Here is a 26,670-nt window from a genome sequence, read left to right on the forward strand (position 1 = left end):
AAATTTAGGTTTTAGGTTAGAGAAAATAAAATTGTCTTAATGAATCACTAATGTCAAAAAAATGAAAATATTTTTAATATCCAATATGTTTCCATCTTCCAAAGATCCCGTTTATGGTGTGTTTGTTAAAAACTTTAGAGACCAATTGTTGGCTCAGGGCATGCGGTTTTCGTGCTATTCGCTAATTTTTGGTAAATCTCATTTGATATTTGGTAAAATATTAAAATATGCAAAATACTATATTTCAATTGGCTTTAATTTTATAAAAAAAGATTATGATGTCATTTATGTCCATTATTTATCACATAATACACCTATCTTATTGTTCTTACTTTTTTTATTTGGAAAAAGTAAACCTATAATTATTAATACCCATGGATCGGACGTTACTAAGTCTAAGGATAAGTATATTGATAAATTGAACGAGCGGTTGTTAAAAAAAATAGACTTAATAGTTGTGCCTTCTCAATATTTTAAGGAGCTAATCTTAAAACAATATTTATCTCTTGAGGAAGAAAATGTATTTGTATCCCCTTCTGGGGGTATAAACAGGGAAACCTTTTACTGTAAAATAAATAAAGAGTCTAACAAGGAATTTAGGCTTGGTTTTGTATCTAGGATTGATAAAAATAAGGGATGGGATGATTTTGTTAATGCATTGAGAATTCTTGAAAAAGATGGGGTAAATTTTAAGGCTCTAATTGCAGGAAGGGGAGACGATGTAGATGAATTACTTGACTTAATTTCCGTTAATAAACTTCAACAAAAAATTATTTATGTTGGTGTATTGGATCAAAATCAGTTGTGCGATTTTTATAATGAATTAGACGTTTTTGTTTTTCCTAGTAAGTTGTCAGAAAGTCTCGGTTTGGTTGGTTTAGAAGCTATGAGTTGCGGAATACCTGTTATTGGAAGTGGTATAGCAGGAATAAAAACATATGTTAAAAATAATTTTAATGGATTTTTATTTGAGCCTGGTAATATACAAGACTTAGCAGATTGTATAAAACAATATTCCGTATTTAGTGATATTAAAAAAAATGAGTTTTCACTAAATGCTATAAATACTTCTGAGAAGTATGACTCTAAATATGTTACTAAAAATTTAATTTTAAAATTAAAAGAAATTGTTATTTTATAATGTATTCTATTTTTGTTTTTAAGTTTGTAATGAATAAAGTATTTTTTTTCGATTGCTTAATTATGTATTAATTTGAGTTCAGGTTAATAATAGCTATTAATACTATTTATTTAGATTAAATAAAAAGAAGATTTTTTTTGTAAAAATAAAAGATGTTTTACATGTAGCCTTTACGTAAATTTAATTTTCTATAATGAAAGATATAAACATACTTAACACCCATATTCATAATTTAAGTATGGAAGAGACTTTAGAAATTATAGATGCTACAATTTCTAAAGGAGAACAATTACACCATGTAGTTGTGAATGCAGGAAAGATAGTAGCAATGCAGAGAGATATGCAATTGCGCCAAAGTGTTAATGAAAGCGACTTAATTAATGCAGATGGCCAGGCAGTAGTGTGGGCCTCTAAAATTTTAAAAAAACCATTAAAAGAACGTGTTGCGGGCATAGACCTTATGGTTAACCTGGTTGCTTTGGCTGCTAAAAAGAAATATAAAGTATTTTTCTTTGGAGCAAAAGAAGAAGTGGTTAAGGAGGTTGTAAATATATATTCAAATCAGTATTCTTCAGATATTGTTGCTGGTTATAGGAATGGTTATTTTAAAAAAGAAGAAGAGCAGGATATTGCTCGAGAAATAGCTGAGAGTGGAGCAAACATCCTATTTGTGGCTATTAGTTCTCCTACTAAGGAAAACTTTTTGTACGAAAATAAAGAGCTTTTAAAAAAAGTGAACTTTGTTATGGGAGTTGGCGGTAGTTTCGATGTTGTTTCAGGTAAGGTAAAGCGTGCTCCATTGTGGATGCAAAATTATGGTTTGGAATGGTTTTATAGGTTTGCCCAAGAGCCAAAGCGAATGTGGAAACGTTATTTAATTGGTAATTCTAAATTTATGTACCTAGTTTTAAAGGAAAGATTAAAAAGTTAATATCTTTGACTTTTACATCAACTCACTAAATGCTATCTAACCAACACAGATTTTCTTCTTTATTAATTCCATTATCATATGGGCTAGATTTGCTTATTATAAATCTATTTGCTTTTTACCTGCCTATTAATTTTGAGAATGCACTACTATTTCATTTTTACCTATCCGGAGCTTGGATTGTATTATCATTAAAAAGTAATTTTTATGAGGTATATAGATATAGTAAGGCAACCAGGATACTAATACTACTGTTTACTCAATTTGTTTTTTTCTTTTTAATATTATATGCTTTTATAGGTTTTTTTAAGCAGCCCAATATTAGTAGACTTAATCTAGGTAAGTACTTTTTGTATGTAGGCCTGGTAATATCTATTGTCAAGTTTTTAAATTATTACCTTTTAATGAGTTACAGAAAAAGGATAAAAGGTAATTTAAGAAACGTTGTTGTGATTGGTAAAAACAAAAAGGCAGATCAGTTGGTAAACGTTTTTAGGGAGCGTGTAGAATATGGTTTTCAGTTTTTTAAACAGTTTTCAACTAAGGTAGATGATTTTAATCTAGATGATAGTTTTGAGTATATCTCTAAAAATAATATAGATGAAATTTATTGTTCGGTTTCAGAGTTAACCAACAAGGAAATGACAAACCTTATTAATTTCGCGGATAACAATTTAAAAACCTTAAAGTTTATACCAGATAATAAAAACATCTTTTCTAAAAAATTAAAATTCGAGTACTATGACTACATACCAGTACTTTCGTTACGTGAAATTCCTTTGCACGAAGGGATAAATTCCTTTGTAAAACGATTGTTCGATGTGGTTTTTGCTTTACTGGTTATTGTTTTCCTTTTATCTTGGCTTATCCCTTTAATGGCAATTATCATAAGTATAGAGTCTAAAGGCCCTGTTTTTTTTAGACAAAAAAGAAACGGTGTAGATAATGAAGAGTTTTACTGTTATAAGTTTAGGTCTATGGCACCAAACAATGATGCAGATAACCATATGGCTACTAAAAACGATATGCGTATTACCAAAGTGGGTCGGTTTATACGTAAAACTAGTATAGATGAGTTGCCTCAGTTCTATAACGTATTATTTGGGTCTATGTCTGTTGTTGGTCCACGACCGCATATGGTAAAGCATACAAGTGAGTATGCAACTAAAGTAAATAAATACATGGTAAGACACTTTGTAAAACCAGGTATTACCGGCTTAGCACAAGTAAGAGGGTACAGAGGAGAAATAGAAAAAGACGAAGACATATTAAATAGAACCAAATTCGATATTTTTTATATTGAAAACTGGTCTTTATTTTTAGATTTAAAAATTATAGTACAAACCGTACTTAACGCTGTTTCTGGAGAAGAAAAGGCATATTAATACATACAATGAAAAAAGTACTTATAACTGGAGCAGCAGGATTTTTAGGATCTCACTTATGCGACAGGTTCATAAAAGAAGGTTTCTACGTAATTGCAATGGATAATTTAATTACGGGCGACTTAAAAAATATTGAGCACCTTTTTCCATTAGAGAATTTTGAGTTTCAACACCATGATGTTTCTAAGTTTATTCATATTCCAGGTAAACTAGATTATATATTACATTTTGCATCACCTGCAAGTCCAATAGATTATTTAAAAATTCCGATTGAGACGCTTAAAGTGGGTGCTTTAGGTACACATAATTTATTAGGGGTAGCAAAAGAAAAGAATGCAAGAATACTAGTTGCTTCTACATCTGAAGTATACGGAGATCCATTAGTGCACCCGCAAACTGAAGAATATTACGGTAATGTTAGTCCAGTTGGGCCACGTGGTGTGTATGATGAGGCAAAGCGTTTTATGGAGTCTATTACTATGGCATACCATCGTTTTCACGGAATAGAAACTAGAATAGTACGTATTTTTAATACCTACGGACCAAGAATGCGACTAAACGATGGTCGTGTTGTACCAGCGTTTATGGGTCAGGCTTTACGAGGAGAAGATTTAACGGTCTTTGGCGACGGAAAGCAAACAAGGTCCTTCTGTTATATAGATGATCAAGTAGAGGGTATTTATAGGCTTTTAATGAGCGATTATAGTTACCCCGTTAATATTGGTAATCCGCATGAAACCACTATAGGTAAATTTGCAGAAGAAATTATAAAACTTACAGGAACAGATCAAAAGGTAATTTACAAGCCATTGCCAACAGATGATCCAATGCAAAGACAGCCAGATATTACAAAAGCAAAGGAATTGCTAGATTGGGAACCACAGGTTTCTAGGTCGGAAGGATTAAAAATAGTTTTCGATTATTTTAAGTCATTATCTCCTGAAGAACTTCAGGATAAAGAACATAGAGATTTTTCTAAATAGAGAGTCAAGAAAACAGAAAACAGAAAATAGAGCAGAGAGCATAGATAAAAGAGTTTCGTCTTATATCTTGTTTCTAACAGCGTAGCGGTCTTGTTTCTTGATTCTATTAGTGAAACGGTCTTGAATCTAATTTCCGCAAGAGTAAGTCTATATTCTTTGTTCTAACAGCGTAGCGATCTTTTTTCTTTTTAGAGTCAAGAGTCAAGAGTCAAGAGTCAAGAGTCAAGAAAACAGAGAATAGAGTATAGATAAAAAGAGATTTTGATCTTGTATCCTGAATCTAGCAGTGAAACGGTCTTGAATCTAATTTCCGCAAGAATAAGTCTATATTCTTTTTTCTAACAGCGTAGCGGTCTTGTTTCTTTTTATAGTCAAGAGTCAAGAGTCAAGAGTCAAGAAAACAGAGAATAGATAAAAGATATTTTTGTCTTGCATCCTGAATCTAGTAGTGAAACGGTCTTGAATCTATTTCCGCGACAGTAAGTCTATATTCTTTGTTCTAACAGCGTAGCGATCTTTTTTCTTTTTCTAGAGTTAAGAGAAGAAAAAATAGAGAAGAGAAAATAGATCATAGATAAAAGAGTTTCGTCTTATATCTTGATTCTAACAGCGTAGCGGTCTTGTTTCTTGAATCTAACAACAAAGCGGTCTTTTTTCTTCTTTTTTAAAGGATATTAATTCGTCATACTGTATTTTTGAACAAACTTTTACATTATGAATATTCTTATCCTTGGATCTGGCGGTAGAGAACACACTATTGCTTGGAAACTAAATCAAAGTAAAAAGCTTAGCAAACTCTTTGTAGCACCTGGTAATGCTGGGACTGCTTCAATCGCAAAGAATATACCAATTGGTGTAAACGATTTTCAAGCTATTAAAGAAGTTGTTCTAACAGAGCACATAAATATGGTTATTGTTGGCCCAGAAGATCCTTTGGTTAATGGTATACACGATTTCTTTTTAAACGACATCGACCTAAAAAATATTCCTGTAATAGGACCACAAAAGGCAGCTGCAACTTTAGAGGGTAGTAAAGACTTTGCAAAGGAATTTATGATGCGTCATAACATACCTACAGCAGCATATAAAAGTTTTACAGCAGAAACTCTGGCAGACGGACAAGCTTTTTTAGAAACTCTAAAAGCTCCTTATGTTTTAAAAGCAGATGGATTAGCGGCTGGTAAAGGTGTTTTAATTTTACAAGATTTAGACGAAGCTAAAAAGGAATTAGCGTCTATGTTGGTAGATTCTAAATTTGGGGATGCTAGTACTACTGTTGTTATAGAAGAATTTTTAGACGGAATAGAACTAAGTGTTTTTGTACTTACAGATGGTAAAAACTACAAAGTATTGCCAACAGCTAAAGATTACAAGCGTATTGGCGAAGGAGATACGGGCTTAAATACAGGTGGTATGGGAGCAATTTCTCCTGTTCCTTTTGCTAGTGAAGAGTTTATGAGTAAAATACACTCACAAGTAGTAAAACCAACGGTAGACGGACTTGTAAAAGATAATTTACCATACAAAGGCTTTATTTTTATTGGGTTGATAAAAGTTGGTGACGAACCAAAAGTTATAGAGTATAACGTACGTTTAGGAGATCCTGAAACTGAAGTTGTTTTACCAAGAATAGAGAATGATTTAGTCGATGTGTTTACGGCAGTTGCAAATCAGACACTAGATACAATAGATATTAAGATTGATGAAAGAACTGCAACTACTGTAATGACGGTTTCTGGTGGTTATCCAGAGGCGTATGAGAAAGGAAAAGAAATTACAGGATTAGATACTGTAGATGGCTCTATTGTTTTCCACGCGGGTACAACATTAGAAAATGGTAAAGTTGTTACTAGCGGTGGTCGTGTAATGGCTGTAACGTCATTTGGTGCTAACTTTAAAGATGCATTGGCACAATCGTATAAAAACGTAGAAAAGCTTCATTTTGATAAAATGAACTATAGAAAAGATTTAGGTTTCGATTTGTAGGAGTCAAAACCTAACATAAATAAAAACCCAACTAACATACCTTGTGTATATAGTTGGGTTTTTTATATATAAGTTTAGCCGGTACAGCTAAATAAATATTTAAATTTTAATAAAAGAATGTGCGGTTACACTCTTATCTTCTTCATTTTTATTAGAATGGTCCTTAAGTTGTAACATCCAATATACCATTGCTACGGCACCAATAATCATAAAAATCCAGTTAAGCGTATTTGCTGCCCACCAACTTTCTAGCTCCAATGCACGTAAAGCATCCAAAGGTGCAAAAAGTACATTAACAAATAAATCCTCTATTGCTTTAAAAAATGTTTTCATCTTATATGTATATTTACCCTGCAAAAATATAAAAACTCTAGATGATTTCAAGCTTTTTTGGAAAAACAAAACCTATTAATTACATAATTGTACTTACACTCTTGTTTGTATCCTATTGTTTGGTGCGTTTTCTGGGCAAAGACGTTGTATTTACACCCGAGTTACTATTTTCAAATTTAGGCATATTTTTGGCCCTTTTTGCCACATTTTTTGCTGTTAATTTTATAGTAAAGCGCAATAAAATTACCAAGGCGAACTCTTTTGCGGTCCTTTTTTATGGTTTGTTATGTATTTTTTTTCCAGAATCTTTGTTAGACTCTAACGCTATTTTATGCAGCTTTTTTCTTGTTTTGGCTACTAGAAAACTGATCAGTTTAAAATCTTTAAAAGAAATTAAGTATAAAATCTTTGATGCAGCAATGTGGATAATTGTAGCGAGTCTTTTTTATGATTGGGCTATGTTATATCTAGTTTGGGTATTTATAGCTGTTTATATTTACGAACCTAAAAACATAAGAAATTGGTTTATTCCTTTTTCTGCCTTTGTTGCTGTTGGTTTGTTAACGGTTGCTTTTTTATCTGCTGTAGATAAGCTTCAATTTATACAGGAACATTATGTGTTTAATATAGATTTAGAGCCTAGTATGTTTTCGGAGTGGGGTAAGACCTCTGTGCTGTTAATTTACCTTATCATAGTTATTTTTGTGGGTATTTATAGTAGTGTTAAATTGGGTAAAACAGGAGCCGGGCGTTTAGCTAGTATGCGTTTAGTTGCTATTTCTTTTACTATTGGCATATTTGTAACCTTGTTTGAGGTGTCTATGAATTCTTTTCCTATTATGGTTACCTTTTTTCCGGCTGCTGTCTTCTTAACCAACTATGTAGATATTATTCGCAAACCTCGTTTTAAAGAATTTGCCCTGCTTGTGGCTATTCTAGTGCCAATATCTGTATTTGTATTTAAGGTTTTACTGAAGTAAAAATTGGTATATTTGTCTAAAATTGACAGCATGTTTAGTGATTTCGCCTTTAAAATATTTAACGAAAGTATAGATAAATACCACATTTTAGATGATGTGTATCAACCTTTTGAAAACCCATATCCAAAAGATGAGATAGCGCATTTATTGTACAGAAAAAACTGGATAGATACGGTGCAATGGCATTACGAGGATATTATTAGAGATCCTAATATAGACCCTGCTAGTGCGTTAGTTTTAAAACGTAAAATTGATGCCAGCAATCAAGATCGTACAGATTTAGTAGAATATATAGATAGTTATTTCTTGGGTAAATTCCAATCAGTACAAGTAAAAGAAGGTGCTACTATAAACACAGAAAGTCCGGCTTGGGCTATAGATAGGTTGTCTATTCTAGCATTAAAAGTGTATCATATGCAAGAAGAAGCAACTAGGACAGATGCTTCTGTAGAGCACAAACAAAAATGTCAAGTTAAATTAGACGTTTTGTTAGAACAAAAGAAAGACCTTTCTACAGCGGTAGATCAATTACTCGCAGATATTGAAGCTGGAACCAAGTACATGAAAGTTTACAAACAAATGAAAATGTATAATGATGACGAGCTAAACCCTGTGCTTCGTGGAAAGTAAACCTCAAGAACATATTTTAATAATACGCTTATCTGCTATGGGAGACGTTGCAATGACGGTCCCTGTGGTTAACGGTTTATTAAAGCAAAATCCAAACTTAAAAGTTACCGTTTTAACAAGGCAGTTTTTTACGCCTATGTTTGCACAATTACCTAATGTACACGTTTACGAAGCAGATGTAAAAGGCAAACACAAGGGTGTAGCTGGTCTTTTTAAATTGTATAAAGAACTTAGAGCAATGCAGGTTACAGCTGTGGCCGACTTGCATAATGTTTTGCGTTCTAATATTTTAAAACAGTTCTTTAAATTTTCAGGTATTCCTTTTGTACAAATTGATAAAGGCAGAGCCGATAAAAAAGCACTTACAGCAAGTAAAAACAAAGTGTTTAAGCAACTAAAAACTACGCAGCAACGTTACATTTCTGTTTTTAGCAAATTAGGATTTCCTATTCAGCTTGATGATTCTTGCGCTTTAGCAAAAGAAAAATTATCTGATACCGCGCTTGCATTACTACCAAAAGAACCTAAAAAATGGATAGGTATTGCACCATTTGCAGCTTTTGAGGGAAAAACGTACCCATTGCCATTAATGGAAAAAGTGGTGTCTCAATTCAATGAGGCCAATACTTATACTATTATTCTTTTTGGTGGAGGAGATAAAGAAAAAGAAGTTTTAGGAAACTGGGAGCAAACCTATAGCAATTGTGTTTCTGTGGTTAAAAAACTAAGCTTTACAGAAGAACTCTCTTTAATCTCAAACTTAGACGTTATGTTAGCTATGGATAGTGGTAACGCGCACCTAAGTGCAATGTTTGCGGTACCTACAATAACACTTTGGGGAGTTACACACCCATTTGCTGGCTTTTACCCATTTGCGCAGCAAAGCACAAATGCATTGTTAGCAAACAGAGAAAATTACCCACTTATACCAACATCTGTTTACGGTAATAAATTTCCGCCTGGTTATGAAAAAACTATGGAAACCATACTGGCAGACGATGTTGTGAAAAAGATTTTGGAGGTTGTTGGGTAGTTATTTGGGATTGTGATATTCATACATAGTTTAGTGTAAAATTATTTTAAAGTTTAATTAAAGAAGTATGGATAAAAAATTATTTCCTAATTCAATTATACAATCTCTATTAGTATTTTTAATATTTTTTGTTATCAACGGCATTATTGTGTCAGTATTAGGTTTATTTACAGACAATTTAGACTTTAAAGTCACCTTAAATTTTATACTAAGCTTTTTATGCACTTTTCTTGTAATTTATATCGTGAATAAGAAAAGAGGGGTATCAGTAAAATTCTCTTTTCGTGTAAAGAATTATCAATTGTTGTTTCTCTCTTCACTTGTTGTAGTTACATATGTTCTTGGAATTTCTACCCCTATTTTCAAATCGTTTTTATTACCATTATTTAATGGGGCTGGAGAGGAGTTGACTAATCCTTTTAATAATTTACCATTTACTATTTCTACAATTATTTTTGCTCCTGTTTTAGAAGAGATTTTATTTAGAGGCTTATTCTTAAAAGGTTTTTTGTTAAAATATTCAGTTAAGAAAGCTATTGTTGTGTCTACAATTTTGTTTGCAGTTATACACTTTTTACCTTCTCAGATAATAAATGCATTATTACTAGGCCTATTTTTTGGGTATATGTATTACAAAACAAAAAGTATTGGGTATACAATTGTTCTACATTTTTTGGCTAACCTAACTAGCTTTGTTGCTGGATATATTAATTTTAAAAATGCTAAGTCTGTAATTAGTCCAATTAATGATGTTTATGGAGATTTATCAGTATATATAATAGTAGTTTCAGTTATTATTTTAATTATTTCTTCAATTATGCTAAAAAACACCTTAAAAAGCCATAATTCAACCTCTACCGCTTCACAGTAATAGTTTTAAAATAACTACGCAATTGCTGAATGTATTTGTAGCGTAGTAATTTAGGATTGCCTTCTACCATTAATAAGCGCACACCCATATAGGAAGACATTAAAAAGCTAGCCACCGCATCACTATCTACGTGGCGGTCTATATAACCATCTGTTTTACCCTTTTGCAAGTTGGTAATAAGATTTACTTCCCAGACCTTAAAAATCTCTTTAAGGAGCTTTACAACGGTTTCATTTTTACCGCTAAACTCGGTCATAAAATTACTTAACACAAAACCATTGTCTAATTGGTTGTGTTCAGCTGTTTCTAGGGCATTATCAAGACACTTATCTAAAATTACAGCAGGGTTTTCTTGTCCTTCAAAAGGAGCAATTAACTCGCTATATACTTTCTGAAAAATAATGTTCTGTAGAATACTTATAAAAAATTCTTCCTTAGATTTAAAGTGATAATAAAATGCGCCTTTAGATAACGATAGTTCTTTTAACACGTCATCTACGCTAGTATCATAATACCCGTTTTTGTAAAATATAGCTAGGCCAACAGACTGCATTCTCTGCATTGTTGCCATTCGTTTTAAGTTCTTTTCCATTTCGCTACTTTTTTAATTAAATAGACTAGTTAGTTTGTTGCAAGGTTCTCTTTTTTGCATCAAAATATATTTATAGGTTGTAAATGGCTGGGGAAACGATAAACTACGTAATATTCAAAATAAAAATATAGTTTATACAACTATATAAACTACCTAGTTTGTTTTATTATTGTGTAAAAGATGAAATAAATATCAAAATTAGCGGATTTTGCGTTGTAATTATAGTAATTGTCTTACAAAAAGTATCTAATTAAAAATTTCTATGCTATTTTTATAAAAGAAATTAAGGTTTCTATTTTTTAACGACCAAGCAACCACAATGAAACTACACCAGAACAAAACTGTTTTACTAGTTTTTTCCCTTTCAGCTAAATTAGAAGCAGAAAGGAAGCCGTTGTTTGGTGGTGAAAAACGAGAAGTCTCTACACAGTTTTTTGACCTTTTAATTAAGAACACTTTAAAGGTTGCAAATAAAAGTAATGTAGATGTTGTTTGGTTAGATGAAACGCAGCAACAAGGAAATACTTTTGCAGAGCGTTATACCAACGCTTATAAAAACCTTTATGCAGAAGGGTACACCAATGTAATTTCTATTGGTAATGATACGCCAAATTTAACAGCTAAACACATACAACAAGCTGTGGATGTAATGACTACTAAAAAAGTAGTATTTGGCCCTGCTAAAGATGGTGGTATTTACTTGTTTGGGATACATAAGAGTATTTTTAATGAAGAAACGTTTAAAAATTTACCTTGGTTAACTTCTAAGTTATCTAAAAAGATAAGTCAATTAGCAACTGCAGAGAGCATTTCTTTTGGTGTATTAGAAACGCTTCAAGATTTAGATACTACAGCATCAGCAATAGATTACGCATATGCAAATCCTAATTCGGTTTTAAGTACTTTTATTGTTCTTCATTTAGGTGCAAAATCAATAATTAAAATAAAAACAAGGTACAATCTTGTTTCTTCGTTTTACGCATCCTCATTTTTACGTAGAGGTCCGCCCAACTCATAAATTAGCAACAGAACACATATTGTAAGTAACTACTAGCAGATTTATAACTGGTAGTAGGCGCTTATAAGTTAATTTATCAACCTTAGTACATTCAATTATGAAAATAGCAATAGTAGCTGTGATGCAGCTATTTGCCTTTATGGTATTTGCGCAAACAAATACCTATACGTCTACGGTAGTAGATCAAGATAACGAACCAATACCTTTTGCTACGGTAAAAGAAATAGGCAAAGAAAATTATACAACCACAACTATAGATGGCGACTTTACACTACAAACAAGCTCTACTAGCTTTGTGATACAAGTATCATCTATTGGGTTTACAAGCAAAGAAATTACTATTACTAACGGTAATTTTCCGGCAAGTATTACACTAATGGCTTCTGACGAACAGTTAAACGAAATTGTAGTAACTGCTTTGGGAATAGAGAGAGAAAAACAATCTTTGGTGTCTGCGGTAACCAGAGTATCATCAGACAAATTAACAGAAGTAACATTAACCAATGTAGTAAACAGTTTAGCTGGGCAAGTAGCCGGAGTGCAAATAACAAATGGTTCTTCTGGAGTTGGTTCTTCATCTAGAATTGTAATTCGTGGTGAGAATTCTCTAAGCGGAAGCAATCAGCCCTTATTTGTGGTAGATGGTGTGCCAATTAGTAACGAGCAAATTACGAGTGACCTAGTAAACAACGGTGCTTTGCAAGAGGTAGATTTTGGAAACGGTGGTTCTGAAATTTCTCCAGATGATATTGCATCAATCTCTATATTAAAAGGAGCTGGTTCTGCAGCACTTTACGGTGCTAGAGCTGCAAATGGAGTTGTAGTTATTACTACAAAACGAGGTAAAAATAAAAAAGGTTTTGGTGTTACAACAAGTAACTCGCTTACTATAGAAACCTTACTTACCTTACCAGATTACCAAAATGTGTACGGTGGTGGTTCTAACGGTCAATATTCTTTTCAAAACGGAAAAGGTGCTGGTGTTAATGATGGTGGTTTAAGTAGCTACGGTCCAAGGTTAGATCAGGGTTTATTGGTAAATCAGTTTAACAGTCCTTCTGTAGATATTAACGGTAATCCTGTGCGTGCAGGTGATGTAATTTCTAGAACAAATGCAGATGGTAGTTATACGCCTATTACTGCAACACCTTGGGAGTCTAACCCTAATAACGTGCGTAATTTTTTTGAAACTGGTATTACCAAGCAAAACAATATAGCCATTAATTCTTCAGGCGAAAACGGAAGCAGTAGATTATCTTATAGTAATTTAAGAAACGAGGGCATTGTACCAAACACAGATTTAGATCGTGATGGTATTTCGCTTAGCTTAAATCAGAAATTAACAGAGCAATTAAATGTAAATGCTTTTGTAAACTATATAAATACGCGCAGTGGTAACAGGCCAAACCTTGGTTACGGATACGAGAATCCGTTATATGGTTTTAACTGGACAGGCAGGCAGGCAGACGTTTCTGCTTTAAAAAATTACTGGCAAGCTGGTCAAGAAGGTGTGCAGCATTATGATATTAATTACTTGTGGCTTACAAACCCTTATTTAACGGTTAATGAAAACACCAATAGCTTTAATAAAAATAGAGTTTTAGGTAATGTTGCAGCTGTTTATGATATTACAGATAAATTAAATGTTGTGGTACGTGCAGGTATAGATACCTATGCAGATAAGCGCGAGTTTAGAAGAGCGGTAAGTACAAACGCAAATCCGCAAGGTTCTTTTAGAGAAGATAATATAAATTTTAGAGAGTTAAATACAGATGTTTTATTGTCTTATAAAGATGTTATAAACGATGATTTAAAATACACTGTTGCTGTAGGTGCAAATAGGTTTGACCAAGAAATTAAATACAGCTATGCAGAAGCCTCACAACTAGCATTGCCAGGAATTTACACCCTAGCAAACTCTAGAACTCCGCTTAAAGGAGATAGCAGGCTGTTTGAAAAAAGAATTAATAGTGTTTACGGTACTGGTAATTTGTCTTATAAAAATGCATTGTATTTAGACCTTACGTATCGTAACGACTGGAGTAGCACATTGCCATCTAACAACAATTCATTTGGATATTACTCAGCCGGATTAAGTTTTGTAGCTAGTAGTCTTTTTCAATTACCAGAGCCAATATCGTATTTAAACTTTAGGTTTAGTGCGGCTAGTGTTGGTAATGATACCAATCCGTATCAAAATACTCAGAATTTCTTATTTAATCAGAATTACGGTTCTAATTTTAGGGTAACTAACGAGACGGTTTTAAAAAATGCAAATCTAAAACCAGAACGTCTTAATGCTTTTGAAGCGGGTCTAGAAGCTTGGTTTTTTAATGGCAGATTGCAATTAGATGCTGCTGGGTACCAAAACACAAGTGTAGATCAAATTATATCTAGACCAATATCAGAATCTAGTGGTTTTGGTAGTTTTAACGTAAATGGTGGTAAAGTACAAACCACAGGTTTAGAGCTCTTACTTAGCGGAACTGTAATTAAAAATGCCGATTTTCAATGGCAGAGTTCGGTAAACTTCTCTACGTTTAAAAGTAAGGTTAAAGAGTTGCCAGATGGTGTAGACCAGTTTGTAACGGGTACGGCAAATATATTTTCTGGTGGTGGCGGATCTAACTCTGTTTTTTACATCGCTAAAAAAGATGGCCGTGTTGGCGATATGTACGGTACTGGTTTTGTTGAGGTAGATGGGCAAATTGTGCACGACTCTAACGGGTTTCCTGTTCAAGATCCTAACCTGCGTTTGTTAGGGAATTACAATCCAGATTTTACAATGGGTTTCAACAACAAATTTTCATACAAAGGATTAGATTTTACCTTTTTGTTCGATTGGCGTAAAGGCGGAACAATAGTTTCTAGAACAAAGGCTTTGGGTAGTACATCTGGCGTATTAAAAGAAACATTAGAAGGTAGAGAATCTGGTATTATTGGTTCTGGCGTTGTAAATACAGGTACTGCAGATAATCCGCAATACACACCAAATACCACAGCAGTTGCCGCACAGGCATACAATAATGCATTTTTTGATCGCGGTAACGAGGCTAGTGCACTTTACAGTGCGTCTTACGTAAAGTTAAGACAAGTGAGTGTGTACTATAATTTCCCGGCTAAAATTGTAGATGCTATTGGTTTTAATAAAATAAAAATAGGTTTAGTAGGTAGTAATTTATTGTTGTTTACAGAGAATCCACATTTTGACCCAGAACTAAATGGTTTGCAAGAGCAGAGTATTACATACGGAGTAGAAGATTTTTCATATCCGTCTACCAGAAGCTTTGGTGTTAGTTTAAAAACAGAATTTTAAGACGTAAAAAGATGAAAAAATATATAAAGCTATTTGTAGCAACCGCAGTAGCAAGCATTGTTTTTACCGCTTGTACTAACGATTTTGAAGAAAAAAACACAAATCCGAATGCACCAGAAAATGTAGATCCACAGTTTTTATTAACCAATGTGGTATCTGTATCGTCAGACTTAAGTGCGTACCAACAAGGGTTTAGACAGGCCAATTATTTAGCGCAATTTGCAGCAAGTATTGAGTTTGAACGTATAGACCGTTATGAAATGGGTTCTAATAGCGAGTATTGGAGTGCTATTTTTAGATTATTATCAGATATTAAATCGATGAAAGCTTCCCCGGCGGCAAACGACGCCTACGTGGCTGTTGGTGATATTATGCAGAGTTATTTGTTTTCTCAATTAACAGATCTTTGGAATGATGTGCCATATACAGAAGCAGTAGCAGCTTTAGAAGGTACTTTTTCTCCTAAGTATGACACACAAGAAAGCATTTATACAGATCCAGAAACAGGAATAGTAGCAGTGCTTAAAAAAGCTGTTAACACGCTTGAAAATACAAACAACGTAATTCAGGGTGATATTATGTTTCAGGGAGATTTAGAGAAATGGGTACGTTTTGCAAACTCACTCCAAGTACGTTACTTATTGCGTAGTAGTAAAAGAACAACAGATTTTACAGATTTACAGGCTTTGGCAGATTCTGGTAAATTAATGCAGTCTAATGCAGACAATGCTGTAGTGCCTTATTTGGCTTCTGCGCCTAATCAGTTTCCTATGTTTAACGCAGCTTTAGGTTTGTATCAAGAGCATACAATGACAAAGACAGTAGAAACTGTTTTAACTGCTTGGGACGATCCTCGTGTGGCGGTGCTTTACAAACCAACCGAAGCAAGTAAAAACTTTGCGACACCAGAGTATAAAGGATTACAAAACGGACAGTCTAGTAGTACCATAAATGCAAACGGAATAGACCTAACTACTATTTCTTTATTTGGTTCTATTTTTAGAGATGTAGCAGATGGTATAGATGCGCAATATATGCAATACTCAGAGGTGCAATTCGCATTAGCAGAAGCAGCAGCTAGGGGTTATATCACAGGCGATACAAATGCATATTACCAAAATGCTGTAACAGCTAGTTTTGAGTATTACAATGTTGAATTACCTGCGGATTATTTTACAAGAGCAGCGGTTGCTTTAAATGGTTCTACGGATGATCTTACAAAGATACTTACGCAGAAATGGTTAAGTCTAATTAATGTTGGTCACGAGGCTTGGTTTAATGTTCGTAGAACAGGTATTCCAAACTTAGAGGCTGGTCCAGATAATTTTAATAACGATAAATATCCCGTTCGGTATTTGTATCCAGAGTCAGAACAAGCTACCAATAGTGTAAATTATAAAGAAGCTGTTGAGCGCATTGGGGGAGATAATATTAACAGCAAGGGCTGGTGGGAAAAATAGAAAGGTAATTATGAAACAAAAAATTAAACTACTCGGTATTTTACTCGTGTTTACAGTATTTTGGACTTGCAAAGAGCAGGTTAAAGATGTTGTGGCAGAAGCGAAAGAAGAGCCAAAAAAAGAAACTACTGAGCAAGCAAAGCCAAACGGAATTGTAGACGGAGTTAAACAAGTTTGGATAGATGCAGACTTAGCTGTTGGTAAAAAAAATATTGGAAAACCTGGCTATTCTGATGTAGATGATGGCTATGCGGTTTTACAATTGTTACAGGCAGATAATGTAAAAATTAATGGTCTAAGTACTGTTTTTGGTAACAACAGCGTAGAAAATGCTTTTGCTATTGGGAACTATATAAGTAAGGAGTTTGCAGCACAAAAAATTAAGGTTTATAAAGGTGCTGGTGTAGCAATAAACTTAGATAGTGTGGTAACTAATGATGCCGTAGAGGCAATGGCTGCTGCATTAAAAAAACAGCCGCTGACCATATTAGCAATAGGGCCAGCAACCAATGTTGGTTTGTTGTTGTTAAAATATCCGGAGTTACAATCTCAAATTGTTGAGGTTGTGCTAGTCGCTGGTCGTAGAACACCTCTAGACTATTTTAAAATAGGGAACAAAGGTGTTTTAGCTCAGGATTTAAATTTTGATTTGGATAATACTGCTTTTCGTGTATTGTTAGAGCACAACGTGCCACTTGTTTTTTGTCCGTATGAAATATCTAGTAAAGTTTGGGTAAAGCAAGAAGATCTTGAGGCATTAAAAACTACAACTCCGGGGATGAGTTGGTTGGCAACAGCATCACAACCTTGGCTAGAGCAATGGAAGAATCAAGGAGCAGATGGTTTTAATCCGTTTGATGTTATGGCAAGTCATTACATTATTGCGCCAGAAGACATAATATCAGAGCCTTTACAAGCTCGTTTAGAGATTAATTTAGACGATACCGTAAAAGAGAATAATAAAGAAACATTTAAGTCGTACTTACTTTGTACTAAAGAAGAAGGCGCGCCAGTAACCTATTGTTATGATGTGGTTCCTGGTTTTCATCAAAAACTAATGTCAACTTTTAAAGCAAACTAAAGTGATAAAACTAAACACCAATATAGACAGCCTAACCAGCTACCTTAAAAGTAAAAACTGGCTCAAAGAAGATGAGGTTATAACTGCCGTAGAAAAGCCTGGAGAAGGGAACATGAACTTTACGCTGCGTGTACTAACAGAAACAAGATCTTTTATAATAAAGCAAAGTCGCGAGTATGTAGAGAAATACCCACAAGTGGCAGCCCCAGCAGAACGAGTATTAAGAGAAGCGGAGTTTTATGAGTTAATAGAAACGGTACCGGCACTAAGAGAAATGATGCCTAAGCTTGTTGGTTTAGATAGGGAGAATAGCGTTATGGTTATGGATGATCTTGGTAACGGATCTGACTTTACTTATTTGTACCAAGAGGGCAAGGTCTTTTTAGAAGAGGACTTGTTTGCTGTAATAGATTTTGTTGCTGCATTACATACAAGCATTAGTACAGATACGTGTACTTACAAAATAACAAATTGTGAAATGCGCGAGTTAAATCACGAGCATATTTTTAATTACCCTTATCTTAAAGACAACGGTATTAATTTAGATGTTGTTTTGCCTGGTTTGCAAAAAGAAGCAAATGTGTTTAAGGAAGATGCTGCATTAAAAGAAGAAGTTCAAAAACTAGGAAAATTATATTTAGAGGATGGTAATATTCTATTGCACGGCGATTATTTTCCAGGGAGTTGGTTGGCAACTGTTTCTGGTGTAAAAATTATTGATCCTGAGTTTTGCTTTTTTGGTTTGGCTGAGTTTGAAATAGGAGTTACGTTAGCGCATTTAAAAATGGCAGATCAACCTAAAGATATAATTGAAAAAGCACTAGAACGATATAAAAACTTAGCTGATTTAAATGACGAATTATGCTATAAATATATGGCAGTAGAAATGCTTCGTAGAATAATAGGTTTGGCACAGCTACCATTAGAAATTGACTTAAAAAAGAGAGTAGAATTACTAACTGAAGCACGTGAAATACTAGTGAATTAAGCGTATTCTTTTTTATTGTTTATAATATCAAAAACCAACTGTCTAGTTGGTTTTTATTTTTTGCAAAAGCATCAAATTGGCCTAAAAGTCTATAAGCGTTGGCTTTTTTAGGTTGAATGTTTCTTTTTAATCAGAAACGATATCGTATGAATAGAGCAACAAACCAATCAGTTTAAAAAAAGAAGTGCTTTCTAATGGCATTTTGTGGTAAATTTGATAAAAACACATAAAATGGAAGCTAAAATTTCTACTTCAAAATCTATTGGTCTTGTGCTTTCTGGTGGGGGCGTTCGTGGTATGGCTCATATTGGGTTAATTAGGGCTATGAACGAGTTTGGAATTGATGCTAAAATTGTTTCAGGCAGTAGTGTGGGTGCTTTGGTTGGTGCTTTATATGCTAATGGCAATTCTATTGATGATATGCTTAAGTTCTTTAAAGAAACACCTCTTTTTAGTTATCATTTTTTAACTATTGCAAAAGCAGGTTTTTTAGATACAGAAAAGTATATAAGCGTATTTGAAAAGTATTTTCCTGAGAATGCATTTTCTGCTTTAATAAGAGAATTGCATATTGTGGCTACTAACCTTCAGGACGGGGATGAGGAGTTTTTCTCGTCAGGGGAACTAATTAGACCAATGCTTGCTTCTGCTGCCTTACCGCCTGTTTTTTCGCCTATACAAATTAATGGTAATTTATATGCAGATGGTGGTATTATGAATAATTTTCCGCTAGAGCCGTTACTTCATACGTGCGACTATATTATAGGCAGTAATGTGTCTATTGTAGGTAGGTTAGATGAAAAGGATTTAAAAAATTCGTTACAACTTACAGGTAGGGTTACCGGTTTAATGATATACGCATCAGCAAAGAAAAAATTAAGAGCTTGTAACTTATTATTAGAATCTAGGGAGATAGAACGTATTGGCTTGTTAGACCGTAAAGGTATAGAAAAGGCGTATTTAATTGGCTACGACGCGGCTTGCAGAGTTTTTGAAAAAGAATGTAAAACGTATTAAAACTAAAAAAGCTGCTCTTTTACAGAACAGCTTCATTATATTTTATAGAAAAATGCAATTAAACATCATCAAAATCTACCTTTAAAGTAGGTGTTGTTGCATGTGCTTGACACGTTAAAATAAGTCCGTCTTTAATTTCACCATCAGTTAAAATCTGGTTTTTCACCATCTCAGCCTTACCTTCCGTAACACGAGCAATACAGCTACTGCATACGCCGCCTTGACAAGAGTAAGGTGCATCTATATTTTCTTTTAAAACAGCATCTAGTACAATAGTATTTTTATCCATTTCAAAAGTAAACTCTTCATCATCTACAGTAACGGTAACAGACGTTTTGCCACCTTCTTTTACGGGCATTTCATCCTTAATTTCTGTAGAGGTAAAAAGTTCAAAGTGTATTTTGTCTTCGCTAACTTCGTTTTCTTTTAAAGTATCAGAAACGGTATTAATCATAGCTTCTGGTCCGCACAAGTAAATATCATCAAAAGCAATATCCTTATGTTTGTTTTTGGTAACATAGTTTACCGTAGACCTATCTATACGACCAAAAATAGAGTTTTCATCTTGCTCCTGACTGTAAATAAAGTGAACAAAAAACCTGTTGTTGTATTCTAATTGAAGCTTAGCCAAATCCGTATGAAACATTGTTTCTTCAAAAGATTTGTTACCGTACGCTAAAACAAATTTATTTTTTGGATTGCTGTCTAAAACAGACCTAGCAATACTAATTATAGGAGTAATACCACTACCAGCAGCAAAAGCAGCAACATTTTTAACCGCATCGGTGGGTTTAAAAACAAATCTACCATCTGGAGGCATAACCTCTAATACATCTCCTTCTTTAAGTTTAGAATGTGCGTAGTCTGAAAACCCGCCATTGTCTACTTTTTTAACACCAATGGTAATACAATCTTTTTTAGGAGAAGAGCTAATAGAATAAGCTCTACGTAATTCTTTTCCTTTAATATCTTTCTTTATAGTGATATATTGACCAGAAACAAACTTAAAAGTCTGAGTTAATTCTTTTGGAATAGCAAAAGTAATTGCTACAGAACTAGGCGTTAAAGCCTTTATATGTTGTACCGTTAACGGGTGAAAATGATTCATAACAAAAATATTTTCTACAAAAATACACATTGCCCATTTGATAAAAAACCAAGTTCACTAAAATTTAATACATAGAAATCTTATGCATAAGAAAATTATGTATATATTCGTAAGAGCAATTTTAGTGCTAAAAGTTGCTATATAACTAGGTGATGTTTGTTTTTAAGAGCAAAAGAAGAGAATAGAAAAAATGGGAAATTCTAAATTATACAAGGGTAGTTTAAATACTATTATTTTAAAGTTGCTTGAAGAAAAAGGCAAGATGTATGGGTATGAGATTACGCAAAAAGTAAAAGAGTTAACCAAAGGAGAACTTAAAATTACTGAGGGTGCATTGTATCCAGCCTTACATAAATTAGAAGCAGAAGGACTTTTAGATGTTGAGGTTGCAAAGGTTGATAACCGTTTGCGTAAATATTACAAGCTAACCGAAGCTGGTGAAAAAGAAACCGTAAACAGATTAGCAGAACTAGAAGAGTTTATACGTAGTATGCAAAATTTAGTAAACCCTAAATGGAGTATAGAATAGCGGTATGAAATTAACAAAAGAAGACATATTAAATATAAACGATTATCTAAAAAAGAAAGATATAAAGTTTGTAGATGTAAGGTTTGAGCTAATAGACCATTTGGTATCTGAGTATGAGTCTCTGGATAATTACCCAGATTTAGATAGTTTTTTACGCAAAAGAATTAGTTGGTGTAAACAAGTTAGTGAAGCTAAGGCTAAGACCATGCATTGGGGATATCAAAAAGATCTTTGGAAGCGAGTTCTGGTTTTTATGAAATCGCCTTATTTCTATTTAATTACGTTTGTTATAGCTTTTGTATATTTTCAATTGTATACAATTCTTAGTTTAGAGTTGTTTGAAAAAGCTGTACTGTTTCCTTTTTTTGGTGTAATTATTTTTCAGTTTACTTTCTTCTTATACAATCATTATAAAAATAGACTTAAACTAAAATTATTAAGTGCTAATTACCTCTTTAATATTTTTAGTTTACCTCATTTACTACTTTATATATTTTCTCCATTTAAAGACTTTTTCTTGGAGTATCCACCATTGTTTTTAGGATATATCGGTTTTGCTTTAGTACTTAATATTGCGGCTTTAGTTGAGGTAACATTTAAGCAGAAGAAGATTAAAAGAGAATATAAATTTTTAAAGGAGATTTTAATATGAATCTAACCAAAGAAGACATACAATTTATAGACACTTACCTTAAAAATTCTGATATTATGTTTACAGATGTCAGAACGGAAATGGTAGATCATGTTGCTACTGCGGTATTAGACGAAATGGATAGTAAGAACCTTACGTTTTATGATGCTTTTAAGGCGTATATGGTTGTGCATAAAAAAGAGTTGTTACAGTGCAATAAGCAGTTTAAAAAAACTACAGATAAAATAGTACTTAAATCGCTTTTTAAAAAGTTTATAGCGCCATTAAATATCTGTGTTATGGTAGTCAGCTTTTTCCTTTTAATACAGTTTTTTCCTCTAGGAGATAAGAAAATATTAAAGTTTATACCATTTGGTTTTTTAATAATTGCTATACTAATATATTACATTGTAGTGTTAAAAAAGCGTAAGCAACGTTTTTCTGGAATTGAAAGAGCTGGATGCATATTAATTCTAATTTTTCAAGTTTACAATATTATTCAGAATCCTTTTTTTAATGATAAAATCATTATTACAAACGACTATTTTTTTTCAATAGTTTTTGCACTCTTGCTCGGGTTATCTGCGGCTTTCATTGCTGTTGTATTCCAGTTAAATAAAAAATATACCAACCATTATACTATTGTTTAATATGAAAATAAACAAAGAACAAATAGGGTTTATAGATGATTATCTTCTTAAAAATAAGGTAAAATATTGGGATGTTCGTATGGAGCTTTTAGACCATATTAGTAATGAAGTAGAAGCTCTAATGAAAGCGGGGTCTAGTTTTACCAAGGCAATGCAAGCAGTTCATGTTAAATTTGGAAACGATTTGACCATAAAAAGACTTAACAAGGAAAATACCGGTTGGGATACTTTTCCTAGTTTGTATGCAGATTCGTCTGGATATAAGCAGTTAATTGAAGAAAAAAGACAAGGGTTAACTAAGGGTTTTGTAAAGCTTCAACGAAAAGTGTTAAAGCTATTTTTTACTAATACCAAATCATTAATAGTATACGCTTGTGTTTTGGGTTTGTTTTTATATACCAAGGAGTATTTTGCTGTTGAGGCAATATATGAATTTGTAATGAGGTTGTTAATGGTTATGTCATTAACTCCCATTTTAATTGCTTTATTCAACCTTAAAAATATGTTTAAATCTTTAACAATTAATGCTGCTTATATGTCTAGTACTACAAGTGTAAGTTTTGTGTGGCTATTGTTATTTGCACCTAAAATATTTTTGGAAGATGTTGAGCAGTTTTCACTTACCTATATATTTCTTGTATTAGCATTGTTATTCCCTTTTTTCTACACAGCTATTCAATTGTTTGTTAATCAATTAAAGAAATACAAATTAGCCCATAAAAAATTAGCATGAAACTAACCAAAGGACAAATAGAAGAGTTATATGTATTTACACGCAAGCATTATGTAGAGCATTACGATTTACAAACAGAACTTGTAGACCACCTAAGTAATGGTATTGAAGAACAGTGGCAGTATAACCCAAAGTTAGCTTTTGATGATGCTTTGCAAGTTGAGTTTAAAAAATTTGGTGTTTTTGGTTTTATGGATGTTGTAGAAAAACGCCAAAAAGCGATGAGTAATCGTTACCGCAAAATACTTTACGGATTTGTTAAAGAATGGTTCCAGTTGCCAAAGCTACTAACCACTATTGCAATTTTTATATTGTTTTTTCTAGTGCTTCATTTAAAACAAGCATCATATGTCTTAATGGGGTTAATATTAATTTTGGGGGCTGTAAATTTTTATCATCAATTTAAAAGAAGAAAAAAAGAGAAAGCACAAAAGCTAAAAAAGGGAAAGGTGTTTATGTTAGAGTCGATGATTAATGATACAGGAAATGGGGTTTCTATAATGCTATTTGGAAACATCTTTAATGTTCTACAAATAATGCGCTTTAACTTTAGTGAACTAAACAATTATTGGTTGGCATTAATTGCCATTGCAGCTACTTTACCATGTTTAACTTTTTATATTACCGCTTATGTAATGCCTAGTAAAGCGCAAGAATTGTTAGAAGAAACGTACCCAGAATATAATTTAATTTAAAATAGTGTAACAAATTAGCTTTTGCTACAACTAACAAAATACAATCAAACTACCTTAATTATGTTAAAACACTTTTTAAGCCTACAATGGAAATCCTTTTTTAGGTCGGCTTCTTTTAAAACCAACTTAGCTCTTAAGATATTAATGGGCTTTTTTGCGCTATATTTTATTGTTGCGTTCCTGTTTATGGGGGTTGGTGCTTATTATCTTATTGAAAAAGCCGAAATGGGAGACCCTTTGCAGGTTGTAAACAAATACATGATATATCTTTTTGTACTAGATCTACTAATTAGATATATGATACAGAAAATGCCTATAACAAACATTAAGCCCTTGCTGTATTTGCCACTTAAAAAAGGGCAAGTTGTTCATTATTCTTTAGGTAAAACAATCGCTTCCTTCTTTAACTGGGGTTATGCATTTTTCTTTTTGCCATTTTCTATTGTCTTGCTAATAGAGGGCTATAATCCGCTTGGCGTTGTAGCTTGGCACTTTGGTATTTTTGCACTTATTTATTGTAGCAATTTTATTAATGTTTTAGTTAATAATAAAGACAGTGTTTTTTACCCTGTAATAGCAGTTTTTATTGCTTTAGGAGCTTGTCAGTACTTTGGTGTTTTTGATATTACAAACTATACGGCTCCATTTTTTAACGGACTATATAATGCTCCTTGGATGGTAGCTTTACCATGGATAGCTGTTGTAGGTTTATACTTTGCGGCATTTAACTACTTTAAAAAGAACATGTATTTAGATGCTGGTTTAAAAGGCAAGCAAACAGTAGCTAGAACAGAAGATTTGTCTTTCCTAAACAGATTTGGAAATACGGGAACCTTTTTAAAGAATGATATTAAACTTATAAAAAGAAACAAGCGACCTAAAACAGCTGGTTTAATGAGCTTTTTATTCTTGTTTTACGGACTATTATTTGGCTCTGGAGCAGTAGAAGTTTATGACGGACCTATTTGGCAAATATTCGGTGGAATATTTGTTTCAGGCGGATTCTTATTCACATTTGGACAGTTTGTACCAAGTTGGGATAGTGCGTATTACCAATTAATGATGAGTCAGAATATTAAGTATAGAGACTACATTACCTCTAAATGGTATTTAATAGTAATTGCAACGGTGATTAGTACTGTTCTAGCTTCGTTTTACTTGTTCTTTGGTATAAATGCATACCTGGCAGTGTTGGTAGGTGCTATTTATAATATAGGCGTAAACTCGCACTTAGTACTATTAGGAGGTGCATTTATAAAGATGCCAATAGATTTAACGTCTAATAAAAAAGCATTTGGAGACAAGCAGGCTTTTAATATGAAAACAATGTTATTATCGCTTCCTAAATTGGTGTTGCCAATGTTAATATTTGCTGCCGGATATTACTTCGTAAATGCAACAACAGGGTATATACTTGTTGCAGCAGCGGGCATTTTAGGAATGGCATTTAGAAATATAGTTTTTGATAAGATTGAAAAAATCTACAAAAAAGAAAAGTATAAAACAATACACGCATACAAACAAAAAGCATAAATAATTTAGTTCTTTTAAAGAGCTTCACCATAAAAAATAAAAAACCATGATAAAAGCACAGAACCTTACAAAAACATACGGCACAGCTACGGTTTTAAACATAGAAAATTTAGAAATTCCAAAAGGCCAATGTTTTGGTTTAGTTGGGAATAACGGAGCAGGTAAAACAACATTTTTTAGCTTGTTGTTAGATCTTATTCAGCCTACTACAGGGCATATAATTAATAACGATGTACAAGTAGATAGTAGTGAGGCTTGGAAACCTTTTACGTCTGCGTTTATAGATGAATCTTTTTTAATAGGTTACCTAACTCCGGAAGAGTATTTTTACTTTATAGGTGAGTTACGTGGACAAAACAAAGCAGATGTAGATGCATTAATACATAGTTTTGAGGATTTTTTCCACGGAGAAATATTAAATCAGAAAAAATATTTAAGAGATTTGTCTAAAGGAAATCAGAAAAAAGCAGGTATTGTAGCCTCTTTTATAGGGAGCCCTGAGGTAGTTATTTTAGATGAGCCTTTTGCGAATTTAGATCCTACTACGCAAATAAGACTAAAAGGTATAATTAAAAATTTAGCAGCAAACCAGAATACAACAGTGTTGGTTTCTAGTCACGATTTAAGTCACGTTACAGAGGTTTGTGAGCGTATTGTAGTATTGGATAAGGGTAATTTAATAAAAGATATTAAAACTTCTGCTGCTACTTTAAAAGAACTAGAAATTTTCTTTTCTGGAGCAGAAGCACCAGACGCAGCAGTGGCTGTTTTTGAAGACGAAGAATAAATAACAATGACGATTTTACGTAGGTAGGTTTTAATCTGCTTTAGCCACTAGTAGTTTAGTTAATTGCAAAACTGAAGTTAACATAAGCTACTTACAAACCAAAACCTCTATATATTAGAGGTTTACTTGTAATGTGTCTTAGTAATTAATTTGTAGTTTCATCAAGATTATGAAAAAAATTATAAATTATTTAAAACCTGTAGTACTTTTAGTTATTACTGTTTTCCTTATTACTAATTGTCAAAAAGAAGAAACAACAGCT

General features: G+C 33.0%; 25 protein-coding genes. 22 read left to right on the forward strand and 3 right to left on the reverse strand.

Going from position 1 to position 26,670, the window contains the following annotated elements; translation table 11 throughout:
• Window positions 1-61 precede the first annotated feature (61 nt).
• The 5 genes from M4I21_RS16030 to purD all read left to right on the forward strand — a co-directional run bounded on the left by M4I21_RS16030 (window position 62) and on the right by purD (window position 6,423).
• Window positions 62-1,141 (forward strand): glycosyltransferase family 4 protein, encoded by a 1,080-nt coding sequence (locus M4I21_RS16030; protein WP_249560240.1) that lies wholly within the window; start codon window positions 62-64, stop codon window positions 1,139-1,141.
• A 193-nt stretch (window positions 1,142-1,334) separates the two neighbouring features.
• Complete coding sequence (locus tag M4I21_RS16035; RefSeq protein WP_249560241.1) at window positions 1,335-2,072, forward strand: WecB/TagA/CpsF family glycosyltransferase; 738 nt, start codon at window positions 1,335-1,337, stop codon at window positions 2,070-2,072.
• A gap of 29 nt (window positions 2,073-2,101) precedes the next feature.
• Window positions 2,102-3,454, forward strand: a complete 1,353-nt coding sequence (locus M4I21_RS16040) for an undecaprenyl-phosphate glucose phosphotransferase (RefSeq protein ID WP_249560242.1) — start codon at window positions 2,102-2,104, stop codon at window positions 3,452-3,454.
• 8 nt (window positions 3,455-3,462) lie between these two features.
• Window positions 3,463-4,437, forward strand: coding sequence for a UDP-glucuronic acid decarboxylase family protein (locus M4I21_RS16045; protein WP_249560243.1), 975 nt, complete (start codon window positions 3,463-3,465; stop codon window positions 4,435-4,437).
• Between the two features lie 714 nt (window positions 4,438-5,151).
• Window positions 5,152-6,423 (forward strand): phosphoribosylamine--glycine ligase, encoded by a 1,272-nt coding sequence (gene purD / locus M4I21_RS16050; protein WP_249560244.1) that lies wholly within the window; start codon window positions 5,152-5,154, stop codon window positions 6,421-6,423.
• Between the two features lie 99 nt (window positions 6,424-6,522).
• On the opposite strand, the gene M4I21_RS16055 is transcribed toward purD, so the two are convergent.
• Window positions 6,523-6,756, reverse strand: coding sequence for a DUF6341 family protein (locus tag M4I21_RS16055; protein ID WP_249560245.1), 234 nt, complete (start codon window positions 6,754-6,756; stop codon window positions 6,523-6,525).
• Between the two features lie 41 nt (window positions 6,757-6,797).
• Between M4I21_RS16055 and M4I21_RS16060 the strand changes: the two genes are divergently transcribed.
• The 4 genes from M4I21_RS16060 to M4I21_RS16075 all read left to right on the forward strand — a co-directional run bounded on the left by M4I21_RS16060 (window position 6,798) and on the right by M4I21_RS16075 (window position 10,270).
• Complete coding sequence (locus M4I21_RS16060) at window positions 6,798-7,736, forward strand: hypothetical protein (protein WP_249560246.1); 939 nt, start codon at window positions 6,798-6,800, stop codon at window positions 7,734-7,736.
• A 30-nt stretch (window positions 7,737-7,766) separates the two neighbouring features.
• Entirely contained in the window at window positions 7,767-8,366 is a 600-nt protein-coding gene (locus M4I21_RS16065) for a DUF4254 domain-containing protein (RefSeq protein ID WP_249560247.1), read from the forward strand.
• Between the two features lie 37 nt (window positions 8,367-8,403).
• Window positions 8,404-9,399, forward strand: a complete 996-nt coding sequence (locus M4I21_RS16070; RefSeq protein ID WP_249560266.1) for a glycosyltransferase family 9 protein — start codon at window positions 8,404-8,406, stop codon at window positions 9,397-9,399.
• 67 nt (window positions 9,400-9,466) lie between these two features.
• Window positions 9,467-10,270, forward strand: a complete 804-nt coding sequence (locus M4I21_RS16075; protein ID WP_249560248.1) for a CPBP family intramembrane glutamic endopeptidase — start codon at window positions 9,467-9,469, stop codon at window positions 10,268-10,270.
• Here the strand turns inward: M4I21_RS16075 and M4I21_RS16080 are convergent.
• On the reverse strand, window positions 10,254-10,862 hold the full coding sequence (locus tag M4I21_RS16080) for a TetR/AcrR family transcriptional regulator (protein WP_249560249.1): 609 nt from the start codon (window positions 10,860-10,862) through the stop codon (window positions 10,254-10,256). The two genes, M4I21_RS16075 and M4I21_RS16080, sit on opposite strands and share 17 nt — an antisense overlap.
• A 319-nt stretch (window positions 10,863-11,181) precedes the next feature.
• Here M4I21_RS16080 and M4I21_RS16085 point away from each other — a divergent pair, with 319 nt between their 5' ends.
• The 6 genes from M4I21_RS16085 (at window position 11,182) to M4I21_RS16110 (ending at window position 19,742) form a co-directional block, all read left to right on the forward strand.
• Window positions 11,182-11,880, forward strand: coding sequence for a TIGR04282 family arsenosugar biosynthesis glycosyltransferase (locus tag M4I21_RS16085; RefSeq protein WP_249560250.1), 699 nt, complete (start codon window positions 11,182-11,184; stop codon window positions 11,878-11,880).
• A gap of 97 nt (window positions 11,881-11,977) precedes the next feature.
• A complete protein-coding gene (locus M4I21_RS16090) occupies window positions 11,978-15,196 on the forward strand; it encodes a SusC/RagA family TonB-linked outer membrane protein (RefSeq protein ID WP_249560251.1) in 3,219 nt (1,072 codons plus the stop codon).
• Window positions 15,197-15,207: 11 nt separating this feature from the next.
• A complete protein-coding gene (locus M4I21_RS16095; RefSeq protein ID WP_249560252.1) occupies window positions 15,208-16,656 on the forward strand; it encodes a SusD/RagB family nutrient-binding outer membrane lipoprotein in 1,449 nt (482 codons plus the stop codon).
• A gap of 10 nt (window positions 16,657-16,666) precedes the next feature.
• Entirely contained in the window at window positions 16,667-17,737 is a 1,071-nt protein-coding gene (locus tag M4I21_RS16100; RefSeq protein ID WP_249560253.1) for a nucleoside hydrolase, read from the forward strand.
• A gap of 1 nt (window position 17,738) precedes the next feature.
• On the forward strand, window positions 17,739-18,725 hold the full coding sequence (locus M4I21_RS16105) for a phosphotransferase (protein WP_249560254.1): 987 nt from the start codon (window positions 17,739-17,741) through the stop codon (window positions 18,723-18,725).
• 231 nt (window positions 18,726-18,956) lie between these two features.
• Window positions 18,957-19,742 (forward strand): patatin-like phospholipase family protein, encoded by a 786-nt coding sequence (locus tag M4I21_RS16110; protein WP_249560255.1) that lies wholly within the window; start codon window positions 18,957-18,959, stop codon window positions 19,740-19,742.
• A 58-nt stretch (window positions 19,743-19,800) separates the two neighbouring features.
• Here M4I21_RS16110 and M4I21_RS16115 read toward each other — a convergent pair whose 3' ends face one another.
• The gene (locus M4I21_RS16115; RefSeq protein WP_249560256.1) at window positions 19,801-20,850 is read right to left on the reverse strand and encodes a ferredoxin--NADP reductase; all 1,050 of its coding nucleotides are present in this window, start codon (window positions 20,848-20,850) and stop codon (window positions 19,801-19,803) included.
• 190 nt (window positions 20,851-21,040) lie between these two features.
• On the opposite strand from M4I21_RS16115, the gene M4I21_RS16120 reads away from it, so the two are divergent.
• The 7 genes from M4I21_RS16120 to M4I21_RS16150 are packed head-to-tail and all read left to right on the forward strand — an operon-like array spanning window position 21,041 to window position 26,408.
• Window positions 21,041-21,379, forward strand: coding sequence for a PadR family transcriptional regulator (locus M4I21_RS16120; protein ID WP_038505492.1), 339 nt, complete (start codon window positions 21,041-21,043; stop codon window positions 21,377-21,379).
• Between the two features lie 4 nt (window positions 21,380-21,383).
• On the forward strand, window positions 21,384-22,031 hold the full coding sequence (locus M4I21_RS16125) for a hypothetical protein (protein ID WP_249560257.1): 648 nt from the start codon (window positions 21,384-21,386) through the stop codon (window positions 22,029-22,031).
• Entirely contained in the window at window positions 22,028-22,660 is a 633-nt protein-coding gene (locus M4I21_RS16130; RefSeq protein WP_249560258.1) for a hypothetical protein, read from the forward strand. Before M4I21_RS16125 ends, M4I21_RS16130 begins: the two co-directional genes overlap by 4 nt.
• A gap of 1 nt (window position 22,661) precedes the next feature.
• Window positions 22,662-23,393: a hypothetical protein gene (locus M4I21_RS16135; RefSeq protein ID WP_249560259.1), complete on the forward strand. Its 732-nt coding sequence runs from the start codon at window positions 22,662-22,664 to the stop codon at window positions 23,391-23,393.
• Window positions 23,390-24,088 (forward strand): hypothetical protein, encoded by a 699-nt coding sequence (locus M4I21_RS16140; RefSeq protein WP_249560260.1) that lies wholly within the window; start codon window positions 23,390-23,392, stop codon window positions 24,086-24,088. The genes M4I21_RS16135 and M4I21_RS16140 overlap by 4 nt, the downstream gene beginning before the upstream one ends.
• Before the next feature lie 60 nt (window positions 24,089-24,148).
• Window positions 24,149-25,621, forward strand: a complete 1,473-nt coding sequence (locus M4I21_RS16145) for a DUF5687 family protein (RefSeq protein WP_249560261.1) — start codon at window positions 24,149-24,151, stop codon at window positions 25,619-25,621.
• A 46-nt stretch (window positions 25,622-25,667) separates the two neighbouring features.
• Entirely contained in the window at window positions 25,668-26,408 is a 741-nt protein-coding gene (locus M4I21_RS16150) for an ABC transporter ATP-binding protein (protein WP_249560262.1), read from the forward strand.
• Window positions 26,409-26,670: the final 262 nt, after the last annotated feature.

The organism is Cellulophaga sp. 20_2_10 (assembly GCF_023476645.1).
GTDB lineage: Bacteria > Bacteroidota > Bacteroidia > Flavobacteriales > Flavobacteriaceae > Cellulophaga.

Excerpts from the sequence above, each read along its gene's own strand:
- M4I21_RS16055 (WP_249560245.1), bottom strand. The coding sequence starts at position 6,756 with ATGAAAACATTTTTTAAAGCAATAGAGGATTTATTTGTTAATGTACTT.
- M4I21_RS16095 (WP_249560252.1), top strand. The coding sequence starts at position 15,208 with ATGAAAAAATATATAAAGCTATTTGTAGCAACCGCAGTAGCAAGCATT.
- M4I21_RS16135 (WP_249560259.1), top strand. The coding sequence starts at position 22,662 with ATGAAAATAAACAAAGAACAAATAGGGTTTATAGATGATTATCTTCTT.
- M4I21_RS16145 (WP_249560261.1), top strand. The coding sequence starts at position 24,149 with ATGTTAAAACACTTTTTAAGCCTACAATGGAAATCCTTTTTTAGGTCG.
- M4I21_RS16065 (WP_249560247.1), top strand. The coding sequence starts at position 7,767 with ATGTTTAGTGATTTCGCCTTTAAAATATTTAACGAAAGTATAGATAAA.
- M4I21_RS16120 (WP_038505492.1), top strand. The coding sequence starts at position 21,041 with ATGGGAAATTCTAAATTATACAAGGGTAGTTTAAATACTATTATTTTA.
- M4I21_RS16070 (WP_249560266.1), top strand. The coding sequence starts at position 8,404 with ATGGGAGACGTTGCAATGACGGTCCCTGTGGTTAACGGTTTATTAAAG.
- M4I21_RS16100 (WP_249560253.1), top strand. The coding sequence starts at position 16,667 with ATGAAACAAAAAATTAAACTACTCGGTATTTTACTCGTGTTTACAGTA.
- M4I21_RS16150 (WP_249560262.1), top strand. The coding sequence starts at position 25,668 with ATGATAAAAGCACAGAACCTTACAAAAACATACGGCACAGCTACGGTT.
- M4I21_RS16085 (WP_249560250.1), top strand. The coding sequence starts at position 11,182 with ATGAAACTACACCAGAACAAAACTGTTTTACTAGTTTTTTCCCTTTCA.
- M4I21_RS16130 (WP_249560258.1), top strand. The coding sequence starts at position 22,028 with ATGAATCTAACCAAAGAAGACATACAATTTATAGACACTTACCTTAAA.
- M4I21_RS16040 (WP_249560242.1), top strand. The coding sequence starts at position 2,102 with ATGCTATCTAACCAACACAGATTTTCTTCTTTATTAATTCCATTATCA.
- M4I21_RS16035 (WP_249560241.1), top strand. The coding sequence starts at position 1,335 with ATGAAAGATATAAACATACTTAACACCCATATTCATAATTTAAGTATG.
- M4I21_RS16060 (WP_249560246.1), top strand. The coding sequence starts at position 6,798 with ATGATTTCAAGCTTTTTTGGAAAAACAAAACCTATTAATTACATAATT.
- M4I21_RS16125 (WP_249560257.1), top strand. The coding sequence starts at position 21,384 with ATGAAATTAACAAAAGAAGACATATTAAATATAAACGATTATCTAAAA.
- M4I21_RS16045 (WP_249560243.1), top strand. The coding sequence starts at position 3,463 with ATGAAAAAAGTACTTATAACTGGAGCAGCAGGATTTTTAGGATCTCAC.
- purD (WP_249560244.1), top strand. The coding sequence starts at position 5,152 with ATGAATATTCTTATCCTTGGATCTGGCGGTAGAGAACACACTATTGCT.
- M4I21_RS16075 (WP_249560248.1), top strand. The coding sequence starts at position 9,467 with ATGGATAAAAAATTATTTCCTAATTCAATTATACAATCTCTATTAGTA.
- M4I21_RS16030 (WP_249560240.1), top strand. The coding sequence starts at position 62 with ATGAAAATATTTTTAATATCCAATATGTTTCCATCTTCCAAAGATCCC.
- M4I21_RS16115 (WP_249560256.1), bottom strand. The coding sequence starts at position 20,850 with ATGAATCATTTTCACCCGTTAACGGTACAACATATAAAGGCTTTAACG.
- M4I21_RS16090 (WP_249560251.1), top strand. The coding sequence starts at position 11,978 with ATGAAAATAGCAATAGTAGCTGTGATGCAGCTATTTGCCTTTATGGTA.
- M4I21_RS16110 (WP_249560255.1), top strand. The coding sequence starts at position 18,957 with ATGGAAGCTAAAATTTCTACTTCAAAATCTATTGGTCTTGTGCTTTCT.
- M4I21_RS16140 (WP_249560260.1), top strand. The coding sequence starts at position 23,390 with ATGAAACTAACCAAAGGACAAATAGAAGAGTTATATGTATTTACACGC.
- M4I21_RS16080 (WP_249560249.1), bottom strand. The coding sequence starts at position 10,862 with ATGGAAAAGAACTTAAAACGAATGGCAACAATGCAGAGAATGCAGTCT.